The sequence below is a fragment of the Enterobacter soli genome (genome assembly GCF_964208575.1).
Taxonomy (GTDB): domain Bacteria; phylum Pseudomonadota; class Gammaproteobacteria; order Enterobacterales; family Enterobacteriaceae; genus Enterobacter; species Enterobacter soli_A.
In genome coordinates, this window is the sequence record NZ_CAXOFU010000038.1 from 1 (window position 1) to 19,686 (window position 19,686).

At 54.9% G+C, this 19,686-nt stretch carries 17 protein-coding genes and 1 tRNA gene; 13 read left to right on the forward strand and 5 right to left on the reverse strand.

Translation table 11 applies throughout. The annotated features are described in order from the left end of the window. From AB6V08_RS22750 to AB6V08_RS22765, 4 genes are all read left to right on the forward strand, one after another. The coding region (locus AB6V08_RS22750; RefSeq protein WP_368545018.1) for a DUF2345 domain-containing protein at positions 1 to 1,092 on the forward strand (1,092 nt) is incomplete at its 5' end. A gap of 3 nt (positions 1,093 to 1,095) precedes the next feature. Continuing rightward, positions 1,096 to 1,512: a DUF4431 domain-containing protein gene (locus AB6V08_RS22755; protein ID WP_368545020.1), complete on the forward strand. Its 417-nt coding sequence runs from the start codon at positions 1,096 to 1,098 to the stop codon at positions 1,510 to 1,512. Between the two features lie 17 nt (positions 1,513 to 1,529). Further along, complete coding sequence (locus AB6V08_RS22760) at positions 1,530 to 3,350, forward strand: LysM peptidoglycan-binding domain-containing protein (RefSeq protein WP_368545021.1); 1,821 nt, start codon at positions 1,530 to 1,532, stop codon at positions 3,348 to 3,350. Further along, on the forward strand, positions 3,347 to 3,880 hold the full coding sequence (locus AB6V08_RS22765) for a M949_RS01915 family surface polysaccharide biosynthesis protein (RefSeq protein ID WP_368545022.1): 534 nt from the start codon (positions 3,347 to 3,349) through the stop codon (positions 3,878 to 3,880). The genes AB6V08_RS22760 and AB6V08_RS22765 overlap by 4 nt, the downstream gene beginning before the upstream one ends. Positions 3,881 to 4,829: 949 nt before the next feature. Here AB6V08_RS22765 and AB6V08_RS22770 read toward each other — a convergent pair. Together AB6V08_RS22770 and AB6V08_RS22775 are read right to left on the reverse strand one after the other, a co-directional pair. Continuing rightward, positions 4,830 to 4,905 (reverse strand) — tRNA-Phe (locus AB6V08_RS22770). Between the two features lie 94 nt (positions 4,906 to 4,999). Further along, a complete protein-coding gene (locus AB6V08_RS22775; RefSeq protein WP_368545023.1) occupies positions 5,000 to 5,713 on the reverse strand; it encodes a DUF554 domain-containing protein in 714 nt (237 codons plus the stop codon). Between the two features lie 180 nt (positions 5,714 to 5,893). Between AB6V08_RS22775 and AB6V08_RS22780 the strand changes: the two genes are divergently transcribed. Then, the gene (locus AB6V08_RS22780; protein ID WP_368545024.1) at positions 5,894 to 8,029 is read left to right on the forward strand and encodes an ornithine decarboxylase; all 2,136 of its coding nucleotides are present in this window, start codon (positions 5,894 to 5,896) and stop codon (positions 8,027 to 8,029) included. A 54-nt stretch (positions 8,030 to 8,083) separates the two neighbouring features. Here the strand turns inward: AB6V08_RS22780 and AB6V08_RS22785 are convergent, their stop codons facing one another. After that, positions 8,084 to 8,776, reverse strand: a complete 693-nt coding sequence (locus tag AB6V08_RS22785; RefSeq protein WP_368545025.1) for a response regulator — start codon at positions 8,774 to 8,776, stop codon at positions 8,084 to 8,086. Beyond that, a complete protein-coding gene (locus AB6V08_RS22790; RefSeq protein WP_368545026.1) occupies positions 8,766 to 10,403 on the reverse strand; it encodes an ATP-binding protein in 1,638 nt (545 codons plus the stop codon). The genes AB6V08_RS22785 and AB6V08_RS22790 overlap by 11 nt, the downstream gene beginning before the upstream one ends. A 346-nt stretch (positions 10,404 to 10,749) precedes the next feature. Between AB6V08_RS22790 and AB6V08_RS22795 the strand changes: the two genes are divergently transcribed. The 8 genes from AB6V08_RS22795 to citG are packed head-to-tail and all read left to right on the forward strand — an operon-like array spanning position 10,750 to position 18,064. After that, complete coding sequence (locus AB6V08_RS22795; protein WP_368545027.1) at positions 10,750 to 12,111, forward strand: 2-hydroxycarboxylate transporter family protein; 1,362 nt, start codon at positions 10,750 to 10,752, stop codon at positions 12,109 to 12,111. Between the two features lie 17 nt (positions 12,112 to 12,128). Beyond that, a complete protein-coding gene (locus AB6V08_RS22800; protein WP_368545028.1) occupies positions 12,129 to 12,992 on the forward strand; it encodes a fumarylacetoacetate hydrolase family protein in 864 nt (287 codons plus the stop codon). A 13-nt stretch (positions 12,993 to 13,005) separates the two neighbouring features. Further along, positions 13,006 to 14,031 carry a [citrate (pro-3S)-lyase] ligase gene (gene citC / locus AB6V08_RS22805; protein ID WP_368545029.1) on the forward strand — a complete coding sequence of 342 codons (1,026 nt, stop codon included), beginning with the start codon at positions 13,006 to 13,008 and terminating at the stop codon, positions 14,029 to 14,031. A 16-nt stretch (positions 14,032 to 14,047) separates the two neighbouring features. Next, a complete protein-coding gene (gene citD, locus AB6V08_RS22810) occupies positions 14,048 to 14,341 on the forward strand; it encodes a citrate lyase acyl carrier protein (RefSeq protein ID WP_368545031.1) in 294 nt (97 codons plus the stop codon). Then, on the forward strand, positions 14,338 to 15,213 hold the full coding sequence (gene citE, locus AB6V08_RS22815; protein WP_368545032.1) for a citrate (pro-3S)-lyase subunit beta: 876 nt from the start codon (positions 14,338 to 14,340) through the stop codon (positions 15,211 to 15,213). Before citD ends, citE begins: the two co-directional genes overlap by 4 nt. A gap of 10 nt (positions 15,214 to 15,223) precedes the next feature. After that, positions 15,224 to 16,747 carry a citrate lyase subunit alpha gene (citF, locus tag AB6V08_RS22820; RefSeq protein ID WP_368545033.1) on the forward strand — a complete coding sequence of 508 codons (1,524 nt, stop codon included), beginning with the start codon at positions 15,224 to 15,226 and terminating at the stop codon, positions 16,745 to 16,747. After that, positions 16,744 to 17,283, forward strand: coding sequence for a citrate lyase holo-[acyl-carrier protein] synthase (gene citX, locus AB6V08_RS22825; RefSeq protein ID WP_368545034.1), 540 nt, complete (start codon positions 16,744 to 16,746; stop codon positions 17,281 to 17,283). Before citF ends, citX begins: the two co-directional genes overlap by 4 nt. Then, positions 17,261 to 18,064 carry a triphosphoribosyl-dephospho-CoA synthase CitG gene (citG, locus tag AB6V08_RS22830; protein WP_368545035.1) on the forward strand — a complete coding sequence of 268 codons (804 nt, stop codon included), beginning with the start codon at positions 17,261 to 17,263 and terminating at the stop codon, positions 18,062 to 18,064. The genes citX and citG overlap by 23 nt, the downstream gene beginning before the upstream one ends. Positions 18,065 to 18,143: 79 nt before the next feature. Here citG and AB6V08_RS22835 read toward each other — a convergent pair whose 3' ends face one another. Beyond that, a complete protein-coding gene (locus AB6V08_RS22835; protein ID WP_368545036.1) occupies positions 18,144 to 19,400 on the reverse strand; it encodes a nucleoside permease in 1,257 nt (418 codons plus the stop codon). Between the last annotated feature and the right edge of the window lie 286 nt (positions 19,401 to 19,686).

Genomic DNA, 19,686 nt, shown 5'->3' on the forward strand with positions numbered 1-19,686 from the left:
GGGTTCGAGCTGCGAACGGATGCGTGGGGAGCGATACGGGCGCAGAAGGGGCTGTTCATCAGCGCGGACGGCCAGTCGGGTGCGCAGGGAGAGGTGCGCGAAATGGCGGCGGCGCTGGGTAACCTGAAGGCGGCGCAGGAGCAGATGACGGGCATCTCGGAGGACGCGCAGAAGGCGACGGCGGGAGCGGCGGAGGTGGGGGAGCAGATAAAGCTGCTGGAGCAGCAGCTGACGGACCTGAAGAAATCGGTGCTGCTGATGAGTGCGCCGGAGGGGGTGGCGTTGACGAGCGGCGGGCACCTTCAGGTGTCGGCGGTGAAGAACCTGATTGCGACGGCGGGCAGGAGCGGTGACGTTAGCGTGGTGAAGGACCTGTTCGTGGGGGTGGGTAATGCGCTGAGCGTGTTTGTGAGAAAGCTGGGGATGAAGCTGATAGCGAACCGGGGTGCGGTGGAGGTGCAGGCGCAGAACGGACTGATGGCATTGCTTGCGCGGAAGGACATCAGCATCGTGAGCACGGAAGATGAAATCAAAATCATCGCGAAGAAGAAAATCACGCTGAACGGCGGAGGGAGTTACATCATAATGGACGGGAATGCCATTGAATCAGCCACCAAAGGAGAGTATCGAACGAAAGCAGGCCACTATGGGCGCAAAGAAAGCGCATCAGATAAAATAAAGTTTCCTGTTTTTCCTGTGATGGAGCCCGGCGAGCATAGTTTACGTTTCGCTTTTCCCGGGGCAGATAGTGTCAGTCAAAGTATGGATTGGATGATTAATCAGCCATACAACATTACTGATAGTAGTGGGAAAACCTTGTCGTCTGGGATATTGGAAAGTTCAGGTCGCCTCCCTAAAATAGTACTCCCTGAAAGCGATACATTAAACTTAATTATTGGTCGAGAAACTTGGATTACAGAGGACCTTCCATTATCAGTAGAAGAAGATGGGTCTGAGGCAGACAGTGAGGGAAATATAGAGGTGCTGGAATCTGATACAGACTCGGATGAGATTGAGAAAGCTGAGGGTCATACCTCAGCGCTAACTGAATCGATGATTACAAAATTATTAAAGTTAACTACAGCTGAGTAATCTATGTTAAAGAAAATTCTGAAAACTATTTTTTGCTTTATGATTGTGTTTTCAAGTTTAAGTGGTTTTGCTAGATGCCTAAAAGAAGGGGATAAAGTAAGCCTCAAAGGAGTCATTAGTATAAAGTTATACTATGGTCCTCCTGGCTGGGGAGAGGATAAAAATAATGATGAGAAGTTGCATGAATGGATATTGCATTTAAAACGACCACTAACCTGTGTGACTGACGTAGATACTAATAATCAAAACTGGAACCAGGATGTTCAGTTGATAATGCGTGATAGTAAGGAATATAAATTCAAAGAAAATTACATTGGTAAAACTGTCAATGCTTATGGTGTGATATTCCTTGCTGAAAACGGATATCATATGACCCCAGTTTTATTAGATGACGCCAGGTTAGAGGTTGCAGATAAATAATCTAGAGGAGTATTTAAATGCGATTTATAAACGCTATCTATCATGCATCAACTAAAACGGTAGAATATGAGTCACTGAATGGTACAAGATTGTTAAAAACGGGAGGGTCTTTGAATTGGAGATTCAATAACCCGGGGAATCTCATTTCTGTAAAAAACCAAGAAGGAAAAATCGGCGTTGGGGTGGTTTTTAATCCAGATAAACATTCTTTTGCAATATTTTCGAGCATAAAAGCTGGTGAGAATGCGAAACGAGATCTGCTCAAGAAAAAATATAATAATTATACCATCCAAGAAATGATGAAAAAATATGCACCAGGGAACGATGGTAATAATCCTGAGGATTACGCAAACTTCATCATGTCTGAAAGTGGGATCCTCAAGGGGGAAAAAGTAGGAGACCTTGATGATACAAAATTCAGTAAACTCATAAAGGCAATTAGCAAAAAGGAAGGAGGCCTGAAGCCAGGTATCGAAAAATGGGTGTATGTGACAAAATTGACAGTTTCTGATGGCTCTCGACCAGTAGCTGATGTGCCCTTTAAAGTGACACTAGGAAACACTAGCTATGAGTGGAAAACAGATGCTTATGGCAAGCTCAGGACAATCATCCATACGGAACCAGGGATGGCTATTGTTGTCAAATATACTAATTCCTCTGGAAAAGAGGATATTGTTTATTCATCCATTGCTGGAAATGAAACGAAAAATATACTGCTTACGAGAAATTTTTCGCAATTCACTGCAAAAACACTTGCTGAGGTCCCAAAAGCTCCACGTGAGAAGAGCACCCAGAAGGCGATAGAGTACATAGTTATGTCAGGAGACTCTCTTTCGAAAATTGCAGAGCGTTATAAGACGACGACTGATGAAATTGCCAAAAATAATAATATTGAGGATGTGAGTAAGATTTTCCCTGGACAGCACCTTACGATTTATGGGGGCAATGCTAATAGCTCTTCAATATATATCGTTGAACAAGGTGACACATTAGCGAAGATCGCAGAAAAGAAAGGTGCAAATGTTGAGGATATAACGCGACAGAATAATATATCAGACCCTGATAAAATATATCCAGGTCAGTCAATATCTATAAGCAACAATGGTAGTAATACAGCGGGCGATATCGAAAAATTAACAGTTAATCCTCCAGCCTTAAAAACAGTGAGTAAAAAGCCACTGCAAAATAAAGAAGCAAATACCAATAAAAAAATGCTGGAATCGGTTGGGGGGAAAAATTCTGGCAATCCGATTGCGTTGCTCCCTCATGACCAGAGAGAGGCTCCATGGATGGCTGTGGCAATTAAAGAAGCTAAAAAATGGAAAGGAGCAGACGAATCTATAATAACTAAAACATCTAATTACCATCAGTTAATAGGTTTTGGAAAAATGTTGCCAAACCTTGTTGGCAGCAAACACGCATGGTGTGCATCATTTATAAATTATTGTTTGCAAGAAGTAGGATATGCTAAATCTCATTTTCCATTTCGAGCAAGATCATTCATTGGTGATAGTAATTTTTTCGAAATATCTAAGCCTATTTTCGGAGCGATTGCGACATCTGGTCATCATGCAACCCTTGTTTATGGAATTGCAAAGGGGGACATCATTGGCTTGGGCGGTAACCAAGGTGGATTATCAATTATAAATGGATCTATATCTGCAGGGACGATTAAATTCTCCATTTATAAGGGGATGAGGTATTTCTTACCTGTAACTTATAAAGCATATTATAACGAAGCACAAAAAAATAGCCTTCAACAATTTGATGTCAATGAATTGAATTCAAAGGTGTTAAATATGACCGTAAAGTCCAAAGGAAAAGAGAGTACGCGATGAACTGGAAACTAGTTACTGCTTTTACTTTTTTATTATCCCAATCAGTTTTTGCAAGTTATGAAACCTTTCAAAAAGTATGGAATGATAGTTCTGGAAAACATACTTTAATCATAGATAAAAAAATTAATAGCAAAGATGATGGAATGACTTTGCTCGTTAGGCAAGTCACAGGGAATCGCAACGATTGGATCCTCAAGGATTTTGTCCGAAACTGTGGCGAAGATATAAAATTAGAAATTGTACCAAGCTCTGTCGAAGTAAATAAAATATTTTCTGATGGTGTAGGAACCGTTTTGTTTGCCTACAAAATAGGTTGTATTGGTGGGATTGACCCAGTCACCGTGAAATATTTTGCTTTTAAGAATGGGATAAAACACTCGTTAAGGGGAGAGGAGCATATTATTGTCGGTAGTGAAGGCTTCGGTGGAGAAAAACCTCCTGAGCCTGATTTTAATCTTCAGAATGACAAATCTCTTCTGAAATATATGAAGGAAAAATGGGATCTTATTTCCACAACCAAAGTAAATTAAAAATCGTGTGATTCTAAGTCAGGAGGTAAATGAGGAACTATTCAGTAGATTGATATTTTTAAGGTCAGATACCGCCGTGTCGGTTATCCGGCAAGTAGTATTTAAGCATTAAATTCACCTCTGGATTTTACTCTACCATCAACCAGTTACAGCATCATTCACACGGCTTCAAACACCAGCTGTTTTCTCGTGTTGGTTTAATAAAATTGACATTATTTTGGTTGCATTACCTATAATTAATGTTTACTACTGGTTTACATGGGATCTGATAAGATTATGATCTCAATAAATGAGATTTATATTAAAGGTTGCAACAAAAAAATGCATCTGCTTCGAAACATAAATTAATACGATGTTTTACAATTGTATGGATAAGTTTTCATTTGTTAAAACTATATTTTGATTATGTGATAATAAAAATAAGCATGATAGGTTAATTGTATTTTATCTTAATGCCATAACGAAATAAGTATGCGTATTTTAATTAATAACGCAAAAGAGATATGAGTAAATTAAAAGGAGGATCTTTTTACATTATCTAATTTATCTTGCCGCAATGTTTGATAAAAACGGATATTATAAATTTCTTTTTTTGTACCTAACTCGTCTCGCCTCTTTACAATTAACTTGTCGGCAGTGGTTGTTTTCTGTGGCATGGTCGAAATGACTGGATCAGTGCTCACCAGGACGATAATAAATTCGTTTTGCGATGTCTTAATTTTTCTTTCGCATCCAGTCAAAAAGCACCCAAAATAGATTTCTTTAACGAGGTGAGGTTCGACGCAACCAGACCCTGCAGCAGAAGCCACTGGTTGGTAACCCATTGACTCGCTGACAGCGCGTAAGCTCAGTAAATATGATGAGTTGTGGCAGGCAACTTCACATTAACCAGTTGCTATCAGAATCCCACAAAGCAAAAACCCGCCTCGAGGGCGGGTTTTCTAAATAGTGGTGCCCGGACTCGGAATCGAACCAAGGACACGGGGATTTTCAATCCCCTGCTCTACCGACTGAGCTATCCGGGCAACGGGGCGCATTAAACCCGATTCGCTCTTCGCCGTCAACGAAATTTGTTGTTTTCGCTACGGACTGCACACTCTCTCGCCAGTTATGGCGCGCTCAGGCGAAAAAGTGCGTCCAGAGCGCGGAAATCGGCATCGCTATCAGCAGTGCAGGCAGCATATTCACTACCGCGAACATCTTAATTCCACAGATGCGCAGCCCGGTTGCCAGCAGCAGCAGACCGCCGACGGCGGTAAAGTCGGCCATCATCGCGGGCGTGGTCAGCGGCAGGATCAGCGTGGCGCAGGTGGCAAGCGCCAGCTGGATGAGCAGCATCGGAACGCAGATTGCTGCAACGGCGATGCCGAGCGTGGTGGCAAAAATGGTGGCGGTAAAGAAATCGAGAAATGCCTTAGCAATCAAAATGCTCGGGTCACCGGTCATGCCTTCCTGCATCGAGCCAAAAATCCCCGTGCCGCTGGCGCAAAACAGAATAATGATAGCCACATAGTTTTGAATAAAGGTTTCATGCGAGCCGTGCTTCGCTTTGCCCGGCCGTGCAATCAGGTTCTTCGCTCTTCCCACCGCACTGTTAATCCCTTTCTCCAGATAGCAAAACTCGCCGATCAGCGCGCCGAGCAGCGTTGCCAGCACCATCACCGGCAGGTTGGCGCATTTGATTACCAGAAGAATACCGATCCCCAGGGATGCCAGCCCGAAAATAGAGGGCATGGACGAGCGAATACGTTCAGGTAATCGCGTGCTCAACGCTGCGCCGAGCACGCCGCCCAGTAATACGGCGCCCGCGTTTATAAAAGGCCCTATAACCAAGATAAGCTCCTGTTATTTAATCATTGATATTGCATTATTATGGCATGACATCCGGCCTGAGGCGTTAGCTTTAGGAGGTGAAATGCATATTGATTCTTTGTTGCGACCCAAAATAAAAGGTGACATTATTGCGCGAAATTTCTCCTCCTGTCTCACTGTTCGGTGAGGGTATCTGCGCTTATGAAATCAATGAACATTGCCGTCAGCCGCGAGCTGGTGTCCACCGTGTCTACGCACCGCGAAAAGGTGACGCTGGATAACACTGACTTCACCAATGTGGCGGCAGTCGTCATTACGGTCGCTGACAGCCGCAGCGGCATTCTTGCGTTGCTGAAACGTACCGGTTTTCAGCTGCCGGTGTTTATGTTCTCGCAAGAGCCGACGGAGGTTCCCGATGGCGTTGCTGGCGTGATTTCCGGTAAGGCGCAGGAGTTCCTGGAACTGGAATCTGCCGCCTGTCGTTACGAAGAGAATCTGCTGCCGCCGTTTTTTGACACCCTGAGCCAGTACGTGGCGATGGGCAACAGCACCTTTGCCTGCCCCGGGCATCAGCACGGTGCGTTTTTCAGGAAACATCCGGCTGGCCGTCAGTTCTACGACTTCTTTGGCGAGAACGTTTTTCGCGCCGATATGTGCAACGCCGACGTCAAGCTTGGCGATCTGCTGATCCACGAAGGTTCTGCCAAGCATGCGCAAAAGTTCGCGGCGAAAGTTTTTAACGCCGATAAAACCTATTTTGTGCTCAACGGCACCTCAGCGGCCAATAAAGTGGTCACCAATGCGCTGCTGACCCGCGGCGATCTGGTGCTGTTTGACCGTAACAACCATAAATCCAACCATCACGGGGCGTTGATCCAGGCAGGCGCGACCCCGGTCTACCTTGAAGCCGCGCGCAATCCGTTCGGCTTTATTGGCGGCATTGACGAGCACTGCTTCGACGAGGGCTATCTGCGCGAGCTGATCCGCGAAGCGGCGCCGGAAAAAGCCGACGAGGCCCGCCCGTTCCGCCTGGCGGTGATCCAGCTCGGCACCTACGATGGCACCGTCTATAACGCCCGTCAGGTGGTGGATAAGATTGGCCACCTCTGCGACTACATCCTCTTCGACTCGGCGTGGGTCGGCTACGAGCAGTTTATCCCGATGATGGCCGACTGCTCGCCGCTCCTGCTGGAACTTACCGAAAAGGATCCGGGCATTTTTGTGACCCAGTCGGTGCACAAGCAGCAGGCCGGGTTCTCACAAACCTCGCAGATCCACAAAAAGGATAACCACATTCGCGGTCAGGCGCGTTTTTGCCCGCACAAGCGGCTGAACAACGCGTTTATGCTGCACGCCTCGACCAGCCCGTTTTATCCGCTGTTTGCGTCGCTGGACGTGAACGCCAAAATCCACGAAGGGGAGAGCGGACGCAGGCTCTGGGCCGAGTGCGTGGCGCTGGGCATTGACGCGCGCAAAGCGATCGTTGCCAACTGCCGCATGATCAAGCCCTTTATTCCGCCGGTGGTGGCGGGGCGTCCGTGGCAGGATCACGCGACCGAAACCATCGCCAGCGAGCGTCGTTTCTTCAGCTTTGAGCCGGGCGCGAAGTGGCATGGCTTTGCGGGCTATGCCAGCGAGCAGTACTTCGTCGATCCCTGCAAGCTGCTGCTGACCACGCCGGGCATTGACGCTGAAACCGGGAACTACACCGACTTCGGCATTCCGGCGACCATCCTCGCGCACTATCTGCGTGAAAACGGCATCGTGCCGGAGAAGTGCGATCTGAACTCGATCCTGTTCCTGCTGACCCCGGCGGAAAGCGCCGAGAAGCTGGCGCAGCTGGTGGCGATGCTCGGGCAGTTCGAGCAGCACATCGAAGACGACACGCCGCTGGCCGACGTGCTGCCGACCATCTACCAGAAGTACCCGGTGCGCTACCGCGACTACACCCTGCGCGAGCTGTGCCAGGAGATGCACGATCTGTACGTGAGCTTCAACGTGAAGGATCTGCAGAAAGCGATGTTCCGCAAAGAGAGCCTGCCGGCCGTGGTGATGAACCCACAGGATGCAAACCAGGAGTACATTCGCGGCAACGTGGAGCTGGTGCGCATCCGCGATGCCGCAGGGCGTATTGCCGCTGAAGGCGCGCTGCCGTACCCGCCGGGCGTGCTGTGCGTGGTGCCGGGGGAAGTCTGGGGCGGGGCGGTGCAGCGCTACTTCCTGGCGCTGGAGGAGGGCGTGAATCTGCTGCCGGGCTTCTCGCCGGAGCTGCAGGGCGTGTATAGCGAGAAAGATGCGGACGGGATCAAGCGGCTGTACGGGTATGTGTTGAGATAGTGCGGGCTGTTGCCCTCACCCTAACCCTCTCCCACAGGGAGAGGGAACGTTTCATCAAACCGCGCTGCGCCGGTACAGCCGCCGCGGATGCCCAATCTTCCCGTACAGCATCTCCACGCTCAAAAACCCCGCCTCCACGCAGTGTTCCAGATAGCGCCGGGTGGTGGTTTTGCTCAGCCCTGTTTCACTCACCACTTCATCCACTGAAAAGCAGTAGTCCGCTTTCTCGTTAAACAGCGTCTGCACCCGCGCCAGCGTATTCTCCTCGATGCCTTTGCTGCCGTTATCCTGGCGGTAGTTCTTTGCCTGAAGCTGGTAGAGCGAGTCCACGTTCTGCTGGTCGACTATCTTCCACACCCGCTGCTGCTCGGCGAACTGCACAAAGCGCTCCAGGGACTGGCTGAGCCGTTTCCAGGAAACCGGTTTAAGAATGTAATCGAACGCGCCGTTGCGAATCGCCTGGCTGCAGGTGTCCATATCGCTGGCGGCGGTAATAAAAATCACGGAACAGTTGGCGCGCGTCAGCATCGGGTTGCTAATAAGCGTAATGCCCTTGCCGTCGGGCAGGTAGTTGTCGAGCAGCATCAGCTGCGGCTGTTTGCCGGCGAGCTGCGCCTGGGCGTCCGCCAGCGACGAGGCAATGCCCACCAGGCGCAGGCGCGGATGTTTGCTGATGAGCTCCGCGTGGAGCTGTGCCAGCTCGTTCTCATCTTCAACAATCAGTACGTCGATAAGTTCATGTTGCATAGTCGGTATCTTCCATTTCCTGTAGGGAACGCCGGGCGGCCCCCGTCGTCGGAATAAAGAGTGAGAAAATGGCGCCGCGCGGCGTGTTATCGGCCACTTCTATGGAGCCGCCGGCCTGCGTGACGTAGCTTTCGATCAGGTACAGCCCAATACCGTGATCGCCCCGCGTTTTGGTGGTGATCCCGCGTTCAAATATCCGCTCGCGGATCTCCGGTTTTATCCCCACGCCCTGGTCAGCCACCTCAATAATCAGCTCCTGCTCGTTCAGCTTGATCAGCACTTCTACCGGCTCATGCGGGAGCGGCGAGCGCTGCGTGGCTTCGATGGCGTTATCCAGCAGGTTCCCGATGATCGAAATCAGCTCGGCCTCGGACAGCGGCTCAAAGGCGCTGTCCATCCTGCACGCGGGATCGAAACTCAGCTCAACCCCTTTCTCCCGTGCGCGGGCGGCTTTGCCCAGCAGCAGGCCGCACAGGGTCGGCGAGCTAAACCGGGAGGAGATAAAGTCCAGCAGCTCCTGAGCGTGTTCCGACTGGGCCTGAATGTAGCCAATCGCCTCCTCATAGCGCCCCATGTGCAGAAGGCCGGAGAGGGTGGTCATGCGGTTCAATTGCTCGTGGCGCATGATGCGCAGGTTATCGACGTAGCGTTTCACCTGGCTTAGCTGGGCGCTGAGGGTGTCTATCTCGTTGCGATCCCGGAAGGTGATCACCCATCCCTGGAGAGAGTCTTCCAGCATGATCCGCACCCGGCTGGCGATCACCGTGAGATCGTTAAAGCGGCAGATCTCATCATGCGTGTCCTTTGCGAGCATGGTTTTGGCGCTGAAGAACGGCACCGGATCGATCACCTGGCTAATCTGCTGGCCGCGCAGCTCGCGCGCGGGCTGGCTCAGGCCGAGCAGCTTACGCGCCGCCTGGTTGATCACCTCAATGCGCAGGCTGTCGTCGATGGCGATCACCCCCTCGTAGATGGACTCCATCATCGCCTTTTGCTGGCGCACCAGCAGGCCGATCTCGCGCGGCTCCAGCGAGAAGATCTGCTTTTTGATACCGCGGGTGAAAAACCACGAGAAGATAAAGAGGGCAAAGAGCAGCAGCACGGCGGCAATCAGGATGTTGACCACCTTGCTGACGGTGATGGTGTCGAGATAGCTGGTGAGATAGCCCACCGACACAATCCCCACCACCTGCCCGGCATCGTTGAAAATGGGCGCTTTGCTGCGCAGCGAAATGCCTAAGCCCCCTTTGCGGATGGTGGTGGTACTTTTGCCGTGCAGCACCTCGTCGTTATCGCCGCCAACCAGCGTGGTGCCCACCCGGTCGGCAAACACCGAATGGAACAGATGCTGTCCTTTATTATCGCCAATCACAATAAAGCTGGCGTCGCTTTGCCCGGCTATTTTTTGCATAAAGTCGTGAATGGCGTTGATATCCTTTTGTTCGACTTCATGGCGTAAATTAGGAATAAGCGCAATCTCTTCGGCCTGTATTTTCGCGCGCGCGCTCATTTCCTGATAAAGCTGTTTGCCGACGTCGACATAATAATATCCGCCCAGTAAAGCAAAGAGCACTGAGAAAAAGGCTACCAGCGAAATAAACAGCTTAATCTGAAACGATACTTTCATCACTATCACGCAGGGTATCAATGAGAAACGCTAATATATCATCTTTTTCCGCGCCGAATCCGGGTTTGCGGGAAACTTGTGATCCCTTGCACAGCACGGCCTGTAAAAGATTTATCTGAACGGGTAGCGGCCATAAGCCTGAATTTATAAATGTTATTTATTTGTGCTTTTAAGAAAAGAAACCATAAAAACCACGGCAATAAATAAGGCGTTAATCACACAAAATAAAAGAAACCATTAAAACCATAGAGGCCATTAAAACTTCGGTTTTAATATGCCATCCCTCACATAAAGTAAGCCTTTGTGTCTTTAAGCTGAACGCACAAAATAACCAAGGGGCTTAATTATGAGCACAACCGACAACGCTTTCTCTGTTACCCACGACCCGATTGAAATTCAGCGACCGTCGCTTAAGGAGCGCTGGTGGCATATTATGGATACCTGGAAGGTCGGGATTATTCCTCTGCCGCTGTTTCTGCTGGCGGGCGCGCTGATTGCCATTGACTGCCTGGGCGGAAAGCTGCCGAGCGACATCGTGGTGATGGTCGCCACGCTGGCCTTCTTCGGCTTTGCCTGCGGCGAGTTTGGCAAACGCCTGCCGATTGTGGGCAAGCTGGGCGCGGCGGCGATTTGCGCCACCTTTATCCCGTCCGCGCTGGTCTATTACGGCCTGCTGCCGGACGTGGTGGTCGAGTCCACCACCAAATTCTACAAATCCACCAACATCCTCTATCTTTACATCTGCTGCATTATCGTCGGCAGCATTATGAGCATGAACCGCACCGTGCTGATCCAGGGCTTCCTGCGCATCTTCTTCCCGATGCTGTGCGGCGAAATCGTCGGCATGCTGGTCGGGATGGGCGTGGGGCTGGCGCTCGGCCTTGAGCCGTTCCAGATCTTCTTCTTTATCATTCTGCCGATCATGGCGGGCGGCGTGGGCGAGGGGGCGATCCCGCTCTCGATTGGTTACGCCACCATTCTGCATATGGATCAGGGCGTGGCGCTCGGACGCGTGCTGCCGATGGTGATGCTCGGCGGCCTGACCGCCATCATTATCTCCGGCTGCCTGAACCAGCTCGGTAAACGCTTCCCGCACCTGACCGGCGAAGGCCAGCTGATGCCGAACCGCGCCAACAGCGATGAGACGGCGCAACAGCCCGCGTTCTCCGGCAAGGCGGACGTGACCACTATCGCCTCCGGCGCGCTGCTGGCGGTGCTGCTCTACATGATCGGGATGCTCGGCCACAAGCTGATCGGCCTGCCAGCGCCGGTGGGGATGCTGTTTGTCGCGGTGCTGGTGAAGCTGTGCAACGGCGCGTCTCCGCGCCTGCTGGAAGGCTCTCAGGTGGTGTACAAATTCTTCCAGACCTCCGTGACCTACCCAATTCTGTTCGCCGTGGGCGTGGCGATCACGCCGTGGCACGAGCTGGTGGCGGCGTTCACCGTCAGCAACCTGCTGGTTATCGTCAGCACCGTTTCGGCCCTGGTGGCGACCGGCTTCTTCGTGGGCAAAAAGATTGGCATGCACCCGATTGACGTCGCCATTGTCTCCTGCTGCCAGAGCGGACAGGGCGGAACCGGGGATGTCGCCATCCTCACCGCGGGCAACCGCATGAGCCTGATGCCCTTCGCCCAGATTGCAACCCGTATCGGTGGCGCGATTAACGTCTCTGTCTCACTGCTGATACTGGCTAACTTCCTCGTTTAGTTTTCAGGAAAAGAACAATGAAACTCGCAAGCTTTTTATACCAGGGAAAACGCAGCTACGGCATCGTCCAGGCCGACGGCGTGATTGATTTAGGCCGCCGCCTGGGGGATCGCTACGGCGACCTCAAGGCGCTGCTGCAGGGCAACGGGCTGGCGCAGGCCACCCGTTTTATCAACGACTTGGTCGACGTGCCGATGAGCGCCATCACCTTCTTACCGGTGATTGAGCAGCCGGAAAAAATCCTCTGCGTGGGCATGAACTATGCCGACAAGCGCAAGGAGTTTGACCAGCACAACCCGGCGCCGACGCTGTTCGTTCGCTTCCCGGATTCCCAGACCGGCCACAACGCACCGGTGCTGAAGCCGCGCCACTCCAGCGAGTTCGACTACGAAGGCGAGCTGGCGGTGATCATCGGCAAAGGCGGCGAGAACATCAGCCGCGACGAGGCGCTGCGCCACGTGGCGGGCTACAGCTGCTACATGGACGGCTCGGCTCGCGACTGGCAGCACACCTGGTTTACCGCCGGGAAGAACTGGCGTCAGACCGGGGCGTTTGGGCCGTGGATGGCCACCGCCGACGAAATTCCGGATCCGCATCAGCTTGCGATCCGCACCTGGCTCAACGGGCGCATGGTGCAGGAAGACAACACCAGCAGCATGATCCACAAGGTCGCCGAGCTGATCGAGTACATCAGCACCTTCACGCGCCTGAGCCCGGGGGATGTGATCATCACCGGATCCCCGGGCGGCGTGGGTAAAAAGCGCAACCCGCCGCTGTTTATGAAAGAGGGGGATCGCATTGAGGTGGAGATCGAGCACATCGGTCATCTGAGCAACGTGATTGTCGAAGCGCCTGCGGCGACGCTCGCGGCGGCACATTAGGTAAGGCGGCAGTATGCACTCGCAAACCCCAATCGATTTTCGTCTGACCGACGTGGCGAAACACCCGGAGCGCCTGAGCCAGATCCGCTATCTGCTGGCAGACAGCGGTCTGGGGCTGGACAACGACATCACGCTGTTTGTCGAAGCCTGGGCCGGAATGCAGCTGGTGGGGTGCGCAGGGCTTGCCGCCAACGTCATCAAATGTGTGGCGGTAGACGAGCAGCTTCGCGGCGAGAACCTCAGCGCCCGGCTGCTGGCGGAGGTGGAACACGCCGCCCTGGCGCGGGGCCATTTTCACCTGTTTCTCTGCACGCGCCCATGTAACAAGGAGCGCTTTTCCCGCAGCGGCTTCTGGCCGATTGCCCAGAGCGGCAGCAGCGCGGTGCTGATGGAAAACACCCCGCAGGGGATCGCGCGCTACTGCCGCACGCTGGCACGCCAGCGCAGGTGCGGGGAGAAAATTGGCGCCATCGTGATGAACGCCAACCCGTTCACCCTCGGCCACCGGCATCTGGTGGAGCAGGCGGCGGCGCAGTGCGACGCGCTGCATCTGTTCGTGGTGCGGGAAGATGCCTCGTTCTTCCCGTTCAGCGCGCGCCTTGAGATGGTGCGCGCGGGCGTGGCGCATCTGCCGAACGTGACGGTGCACGAAGGCTCGCAGTACATCATCTCCCGCGCCACCTTCCCGGCCTATTTTCTGAAAGAGACCGGAAAGGTGCAGCAGGCGTGGAGCGAAATCGACGTGCTGATTTTTCGCGACCATATCGCTCCGGCGCTGGGCATTACCCACCGCTTTATCGGCTCGGAGCCGTTCTGCGATATCACCCGCCAGTACAACCAGACGCTGCACGACCTGCTTGCCGCGCATATCGAGGTGGTGGAGATGCCGCGCCTTAAAGCCACCGGCAACGCCATTTCGGCCTCGGAAGTGCGCCGTTTACTCAAGACACAGCAGTTTTCCCGGATCCGGGAGATTGTCCCGGCATCCACCTTCGCGCACCTTGAAACGCACTACCGTGCGCGTGCGGAAGTTGCATAACTATCAGGAATTTATCATGAATATTGTAAGGGAGGCGCTGGCCGGAACGCAGGAGTCCAGCGACCTGATGGTGAAAATCGCCCCCGCCGACGGCGAGCTGGAGATTATCATCCATAGTGAAGTGATTAAGCAGTTTGGCGAGCAGATCCGCCAGGTGGTCGACGAAACCCTGCGCGCGATGAACGTGCGTCAGGGGCTGATCGTCGTGGAAGACAAAGGCGCGCTGGACTGCGTGATCCGCGCCCGCCTGCAAAGCGCCCTTCTGCGCGCGGCCGATGAACAGGCCATCAACTGGGGGGCGCTGAAATGAGCAAACTCCGCCGCAGCATGCTGTTCCTGCCGGGCGCTAACGCCGCCATGCTCTCCACCGCGTTTATCTACCGCCCCGACTCCATCATGTTCGATCTTGAAGACGCGGTGGCGCTGCGTGAAAAAGACACCGCGCGCATGCTGGTGTTCCACGCCCTGCAGCACCCGATGTATCAGGATATCGAAACCGTGGTGCGCATTAACCCGCTGAGCACGCCGTTTGGCCTGCTGGATCTGGAGGCCGCCGTGCGGGCGGGCGTGGACGTTATCCGCCTGCCGAAAACCGACACCCCGGACGATATCTACGAGCTGGAAGGCCACCTGGAGCGCATCGAGCGCGACTGCGGGCGCGAACCCGGTTCAACCCGCGTGATGGCGGCCATTGAGTCGGCGGTCGGCGTGATCAACGCCGTGGCAATCGCCCGCAGCTCTCCGCGCCTCATCGGCATCGCCCTCGCGGCGTTTGACTACGTGATGGACATGCAGACCGAGCGCGGAGACGGCACGGAGCTGTTTTACGCCCGCTGTGCCGTACTCCACGCGGCGCGCGCCGCGGGTATCGACGCGTTCGACGTGGTGTGGTCAGACGTTAACGACGAAGCCGGGTTCCTGCGCGAGGTCGACCTGATCCGCAAGATGGGCTTTAACGGCAAGTCTCTGATTAACCCGCGCCAGATCGATCTGCTGCACAACGCCTACGCCCCGACGCAGGAAGAGGTGGATCACGCGAAGCGGGTGATCGAGGCGGCAGAAGAGGGCGAGCGTAACGGTCTGGGCGTGGTCTCGCTCAACGGCAAAATGGTGGACGCGCCCATTATTAACCACGCGCAGGTCGTGCTGGAGCGCGCGGCGGCTTCCGGCGTGCGTCGGTAAGGATGACAAGATGAATCAGACAGAACTTCTCCACGTGAATTTTCCCCATCTGCGGGACTTAAAGCCCTTTGATACTGCCCACAGCGCCACGCCGTGGCTGGCGGACGCTGACGCGAAGCACACCCGCAAGCTGTGCGCCTCCATTGAAGAGGCGGTGGTGCGCAGCGGCCTGCAGGACGGCATGACCATCTCCTTCCACCATGCGTTTCGCGAAGGCGACCGGGTGATCAACACCGTGGTGGCGCAGCTGGCGCGGATGGGCTTCAAAAACCTGACCCTGGCCTCCAGCTCGCTGATGACCTGTAACGAGGCGCTGATCCCGCACATCGAAAGCAGCGTGATAACGCGAATATATACCTCGGGGATGCGCGGCAGGCTGGCGGACGCCATCTCCCACGGGCTGATGGACGAGCCGGTGCAAATTCACTCCCACGGCGGGCGCGTGAAGCTGCTCCAGGACGGCGAGCTGAAGATCGACGTGGCGTTTCTCGGCGTGCCGTGCAGCGATGAATTTGGCAACGCCAACGGCACCCACGGCAAATCGAGCTGCGGCTCGCTCGGCTATGCGATGGTGGACGCGCACTTTGCTCGTAAGGTTGTGCTGCTGACCGAAGAGCTGGTGCCGTTTCCCAATATGCCCGCCAGCCTGGTGCAGGACCGGGTGGACTACATTGTGCAGGTCGAGAGCGTGGGCGACCCGGCGAAAATCAGCGTTGGCGCGGCGCGCGTGACCAGCAACCCGCGCGAGCTGATGATCGCCCGCTACGCGGCGGACGTGATTGAACACTCCGGCTACTTCAAGCCGGGCTTCTCCATGCAGACCGGCTCCGGCGCGGCAGCCACCGCCTGCACGCGCTTTATGGAGGAGAAGATGGAGCGCAGCGGCGTGACGGCGCGCTTCGCGCTGGGTGGGATCACCGGAAGCCTGGTGGATCTGCACGAGAAGGGGCTTATTGAAAAGCTGCTCGACACCCAGTGCTTTGACGGCCAGGCGGCGGCGTCGCTGGCGCGTAACCCGAACCACGTGGAGATCTCCACTAACGTCTACGCCAACCCCGGCAGCAAGGCGGCGTGCTGCGACCAGCTCGACGTGGTGATCCTCAGCGCGCTGGAGATCGACGTTGATTTCAACGTCAACGTGATTACCGGCTCCGACGGCGTGATGCGCGGGGCGTCCGGCGGCCACTGCGACGTGGCGGCTGCCGCGAACCTGACCATTGTGGTGGCGCCGCTGCTGCGCAGCCGTATTCCGACGGTGGTGAAGCGCGTGACAACGCGCCTGACGCCGGGGGAGAGCATCGACGTGCTGGTGACCGACCACGGCATTGCGGTGAACCCGGCGCGCCCGGAGATCCGCGATCGCCTGCTGGCGGCGGGGCTGAAGGTGGTCGATATCCACGCCCTGTACGAGCGGGCGATTTCCCTGACCGGCGTACCTAAGCCGATCGAATTTACCGACAAAATCGTCGGGGTGATCCGCTATCGCGACGGCAGCGTGATCGACACCGTTCGCCAGGTGAAGGAGGACGTATGAATACCGCGACACCCGTGCGGGCGGGTGTCAGCCTTGAGGCGCTGCTGGCGGCGAAAGAACGCCGCGCGGCACGCCAGGCTGACATGCTTGAGCACTATCAACAGCCGGTGATTTCCCTCACGCTGGTCACGCCGGGGGAAGTCAAAGACAGCCTGCGCTATCGCAATACGATGGGCGTGGCGCTCCAGACGTGCGACCAGCTGCTGTGGGAAAACCGCTGGCAGGTGCTCGACCGTCAGGTGCTGTGGCTGCCGACCGGGCCAGAGGCGCTGTGGTGCGTGGCGCACCCGGCGGTGGAAATCAAAGCCCACTGCGCGACGCTTGAGCAGACGCATCCCCTCGGCAGGCTGTGGGATCTGGACGTGATTTGCCCGGAGCACGGGCACGTCGGGCGGGTATCGCTGGGGGCGCACCTTCGTCGCTGCCTGATTTGCGATGAACCCGCGCACGCCTGCTCCCGCTCGCGCAAACACCCGGTCGAGCAGGTGACCGCCCGCGTGGAGAAAACGATCGATGACTGGTTTGCTCGCGACTAAACCGCGCCCGCAGAGCGTGCCCGCGCTTGCCGAAGAGGCGCTGTGGCGCGAGCTTGCGCTGACGCCAAAGCCGGGGCTGGTGGATACGCTCAACAGCGGCGCCCATCGCGATATGGATCACGCCCTGTTTGCCCGCAGCATTGCGGCGATTGCGCCGTGGTTTTCGCGATTCACCGAGCTGGGCCATCAGCATGCGGATAAGTCCGCGGGGGAGCAGCTGCGCATTATTCGTCCGATGGGCATCGCCTGCGAGCAGGCGATGTATGCCGCAACCGGCGGCGTGAACGCGCATAAGGGGGGAATTTTCGCCCTCGGTTTACTGTGCTTTGCCGCCGGGTGTGTGAAAAATCTCTCCGCAGACGGCCTCTGCTGTGAGGTAAGTAACATTTGCAGCGGGCTGGTGGCGCGGGAGCTGGGCGCACGCAGCGGGGCGGCGACGGCGGGCGAGCGGCAGTTTCAGCAGTATGGCCTGACCGGCGCGCGCGGTGAGGCGGAGAGCGGCTTTGCAACGGTGCGTAAAGCGCTGTCCGGGTGGAACGGCCATTCCCTTCACGACCTGCTGTTACGCCTGATGGCGATCAATCAGGACAGTAATCTGGTGTCACGCGGCGGCATGGAAGGGCTGCGCTATGTTCAGGGCTATGCGCGGGAGTTACTGGCAAATGGCTGGGATCGCGAGGCGTTGCGTAAGATGGATAACGCGCTGATTGAACGAAACCTGAGCCCCGGCGGCAGCGCGGATTTGCTGTCGGTGGGGTGGGTGCTCTCTGCAATAAAATAGCCGGGTGGCGGTTACGCCTTACCCGGCCTACGGTCTGGTCTTGTAGGCCCGGTAAGCGCAGCGCCACCGGGCACAACAATCAATGCGCGATTGGCTGCGCACCATTCGGCACGCGAACGTGCTTGTACTTGAACAGGGCGATAAACGCGAAGAACAGCACCAGCGAGTAGCCCGCGAAGATCAGCCACACCGGCTGCCAGTCGGTAATGCCGTTGGTGGTGTACATCTCGACCACTTTCCCGCTCACCACACCGCCCAGAATACAGCCGAAGCCGTTGGTCATCATCAGGAACATGCCCTGCGCGCTGGCGCGGATTTCAGGCTTGACCTCTTTTTCCACAAACACCGAACCGGAGATGTTGAAGAAGTCGAACGCACAGCCGTAAACAATCATCGACAGTACCAGCAGCACGGTGCCGAACGGGCTTGGGTCGCCGTAGGCGAACAGACCGAAGCGCAGCATCCACGCCGCGATACTGATCAGCATCACGTTCTTAATGCCGTAGCGGCTCAGGAAGAACGGGATGGTCAGGATGAACAGGGTCTCGGAGATCTGCGAAATCGACATCATCACGGACGCGTGTTCAACGATAAAGCTGCCGGAGAACAGCGGGTTATTGTCGAAGCTGTGCAGGAAGGTGTTGCCGAACATGTTGGTGATTTGCAGCTCTGCGCCCAGCAGCATGGAGAAGATAAAGAAGATCGCCATGCGTTTGTTTTTGAACAGCGCGAACGCGTCCAGGCCGAGCATGGTGCTCCAGCTCTGGTTTTTCTGCTGGTTAGAGACGGGAATGGTTGGCAGCGTCAGGGTGAAGACCGCCAGCACCACGGAGAGCGCCGCGCCGATGTAGAGCTGCATGTGGCTCAGCTCAAAGCCTGCGAAGCTCACGCCCCACATCGCCATGATAAAGCCGATGGTGCCCCAGATACGGATTGGCGGGAAATCGGTCACGATATCCATACCCGCTGATTTCAGGCGGTAGTAGGAGATGGTGTTGATCAGGCCAAGCGTTGGCATATAGGCCAGCGAGTTAAGCAGGATGACCATAAACATCGCGCCCGGCGTGGTGACTTCGGCCGCCATAAACAGCGTCCCGGCACCGACCAGGTGGCACAGCATGTACAGCCACTTGGCGCTCAGCCATTTGTCCGCCACGATGCCCAGCAGCGTAGGCATAAAGACCGCGGCAATACCCAGCGAGCTGTATACGGCACCGATTGACGCACCGTCGAACTTGAGCGTCACAAACATATAGGAGCCGAGCGTAGTCAGCCAGCTGCCCCAAAGGCAGAACTGCAGAAACGACAAGATTTTAAGCTGCAGCTTAAGGTTCATGTTACTTTCCTCACAAGAGAGCGGGAGATATGTTGTTATAGAAACATTCAGGGTTGGTATTTGATGCAATTCTATCAGCAGGCAACGATATGTTTTGTTACCTCCCGCAAAAAAATGCAATCCACATTAATTTGCAGTTTGGATTGTGATGCAAATAACGTTTTCGTATGGATGGGGCTGGCTGCGGTCTGATGCCCTCACCCTAACCCTCTCCCACAGGGAGAGGGAACCGATCGAGTGTTTAGAAAGTACAGCGACTCCGTTGCCTGCATTGAAGAAAAGCTCA

Coding starts and splice junctions, on each gene's coding strand:
- AB6V08_RS22795 (WP_368545027.1), top strand. CDS start 10,750: ATGAGCACAACCGACAACGCTTTCTCTGTTACCCACGACCCGATTGAA.
- citD (WP_368545031.1), top strand. CDS start 14,048: ATGAATATTGTAAGGGAGGCGCTGGCCGGAACGCAGGAGTCCAGCGAC.
- citX (WP_368545034.1), top strand. CDS start 16,744: ATGAATACCGCGACACCCGTGCGGGCGGGTGTCAGCCTTGAGGCGCTG.
- citG (WP_368545035.1), top strand. CDS start 17,261: ATGACTGGTTTGCTCGCGACTAAACCGCGCCCGCAGAGCGTGCCCGCG.
- citF (WP_368545033.1), top strand. CDS start 15,224: ATGAATCAGACAGAACTTCTCCACGTGAATTTTCCCCATCTGCGGGAC.
- AB6V08_RS22790 (WP_368545026.1), bottom strand. CDS start 10,403: ATGAAAGTATCGTTTCAGATTAAGCTGTTTATTTCGCTGGTAGCCTTT.
- AB6V08_RS22800 (WP_368545028.1), top strand. CDS start 12,129: ATGAAACTCGCAAGCTTTTTATACCAGGGAAAACGCAGCTACGGCATC.
- AB6V08_RS22785 (WP_368545025.1), bottom strand. CDS start 8,776: ATGCAACATGAACTTATCGACGTACTGATTGTTGAAGATGAGAACGAG.
- AB6V08_RS22835 (WP_368545036.1), bottom strand. CDS start 19,400: ATGAACCTTAAGCTGCAGCTTAAAATCTTGTCGTTTCTGCAGTTCTGC.
- AB6V08_RS22760 (WP_368545021.1), top strand. CDS start 1,530: ATGCGATTTATAAACGCTATCTATCATGCATCAACTAAAACGGTAGAA.
- citE (WP_368545032.1), top strand. CDS start 14,338: ATGAGCAAACTCCGCCGCAGCATGCTGTTCCTGCCGGGCGCTAACGCC.
- citC (WP_368545029.1), top strand. CDS start 13,006: ATGCACTCGCAAACCCCAATCGATTTTCGTCTGACCGACGTGGCGAAA.
- AB6V08_RS22755 (WP_368545020.1), top strand. CDS start 1,096: ATGTTAAAGAAAATTCTGAAAACTATTTTTTGCTTTATGATTGTGTTT.
- AB6V08_RS22765 (WP_368545022.1), top strand. CDS start 3,347: ATGAACTGGAAACTAGTTACTGCTTTTACTTTTTTATTATCCCAATCA.
- AB6V08_RS22780 (WP_368545024.1), top strand. CDS start 5,894: ATGAAATCAATGAACATTGCCGTCAGCCGCGAGCTGGTGTCCACCGTG.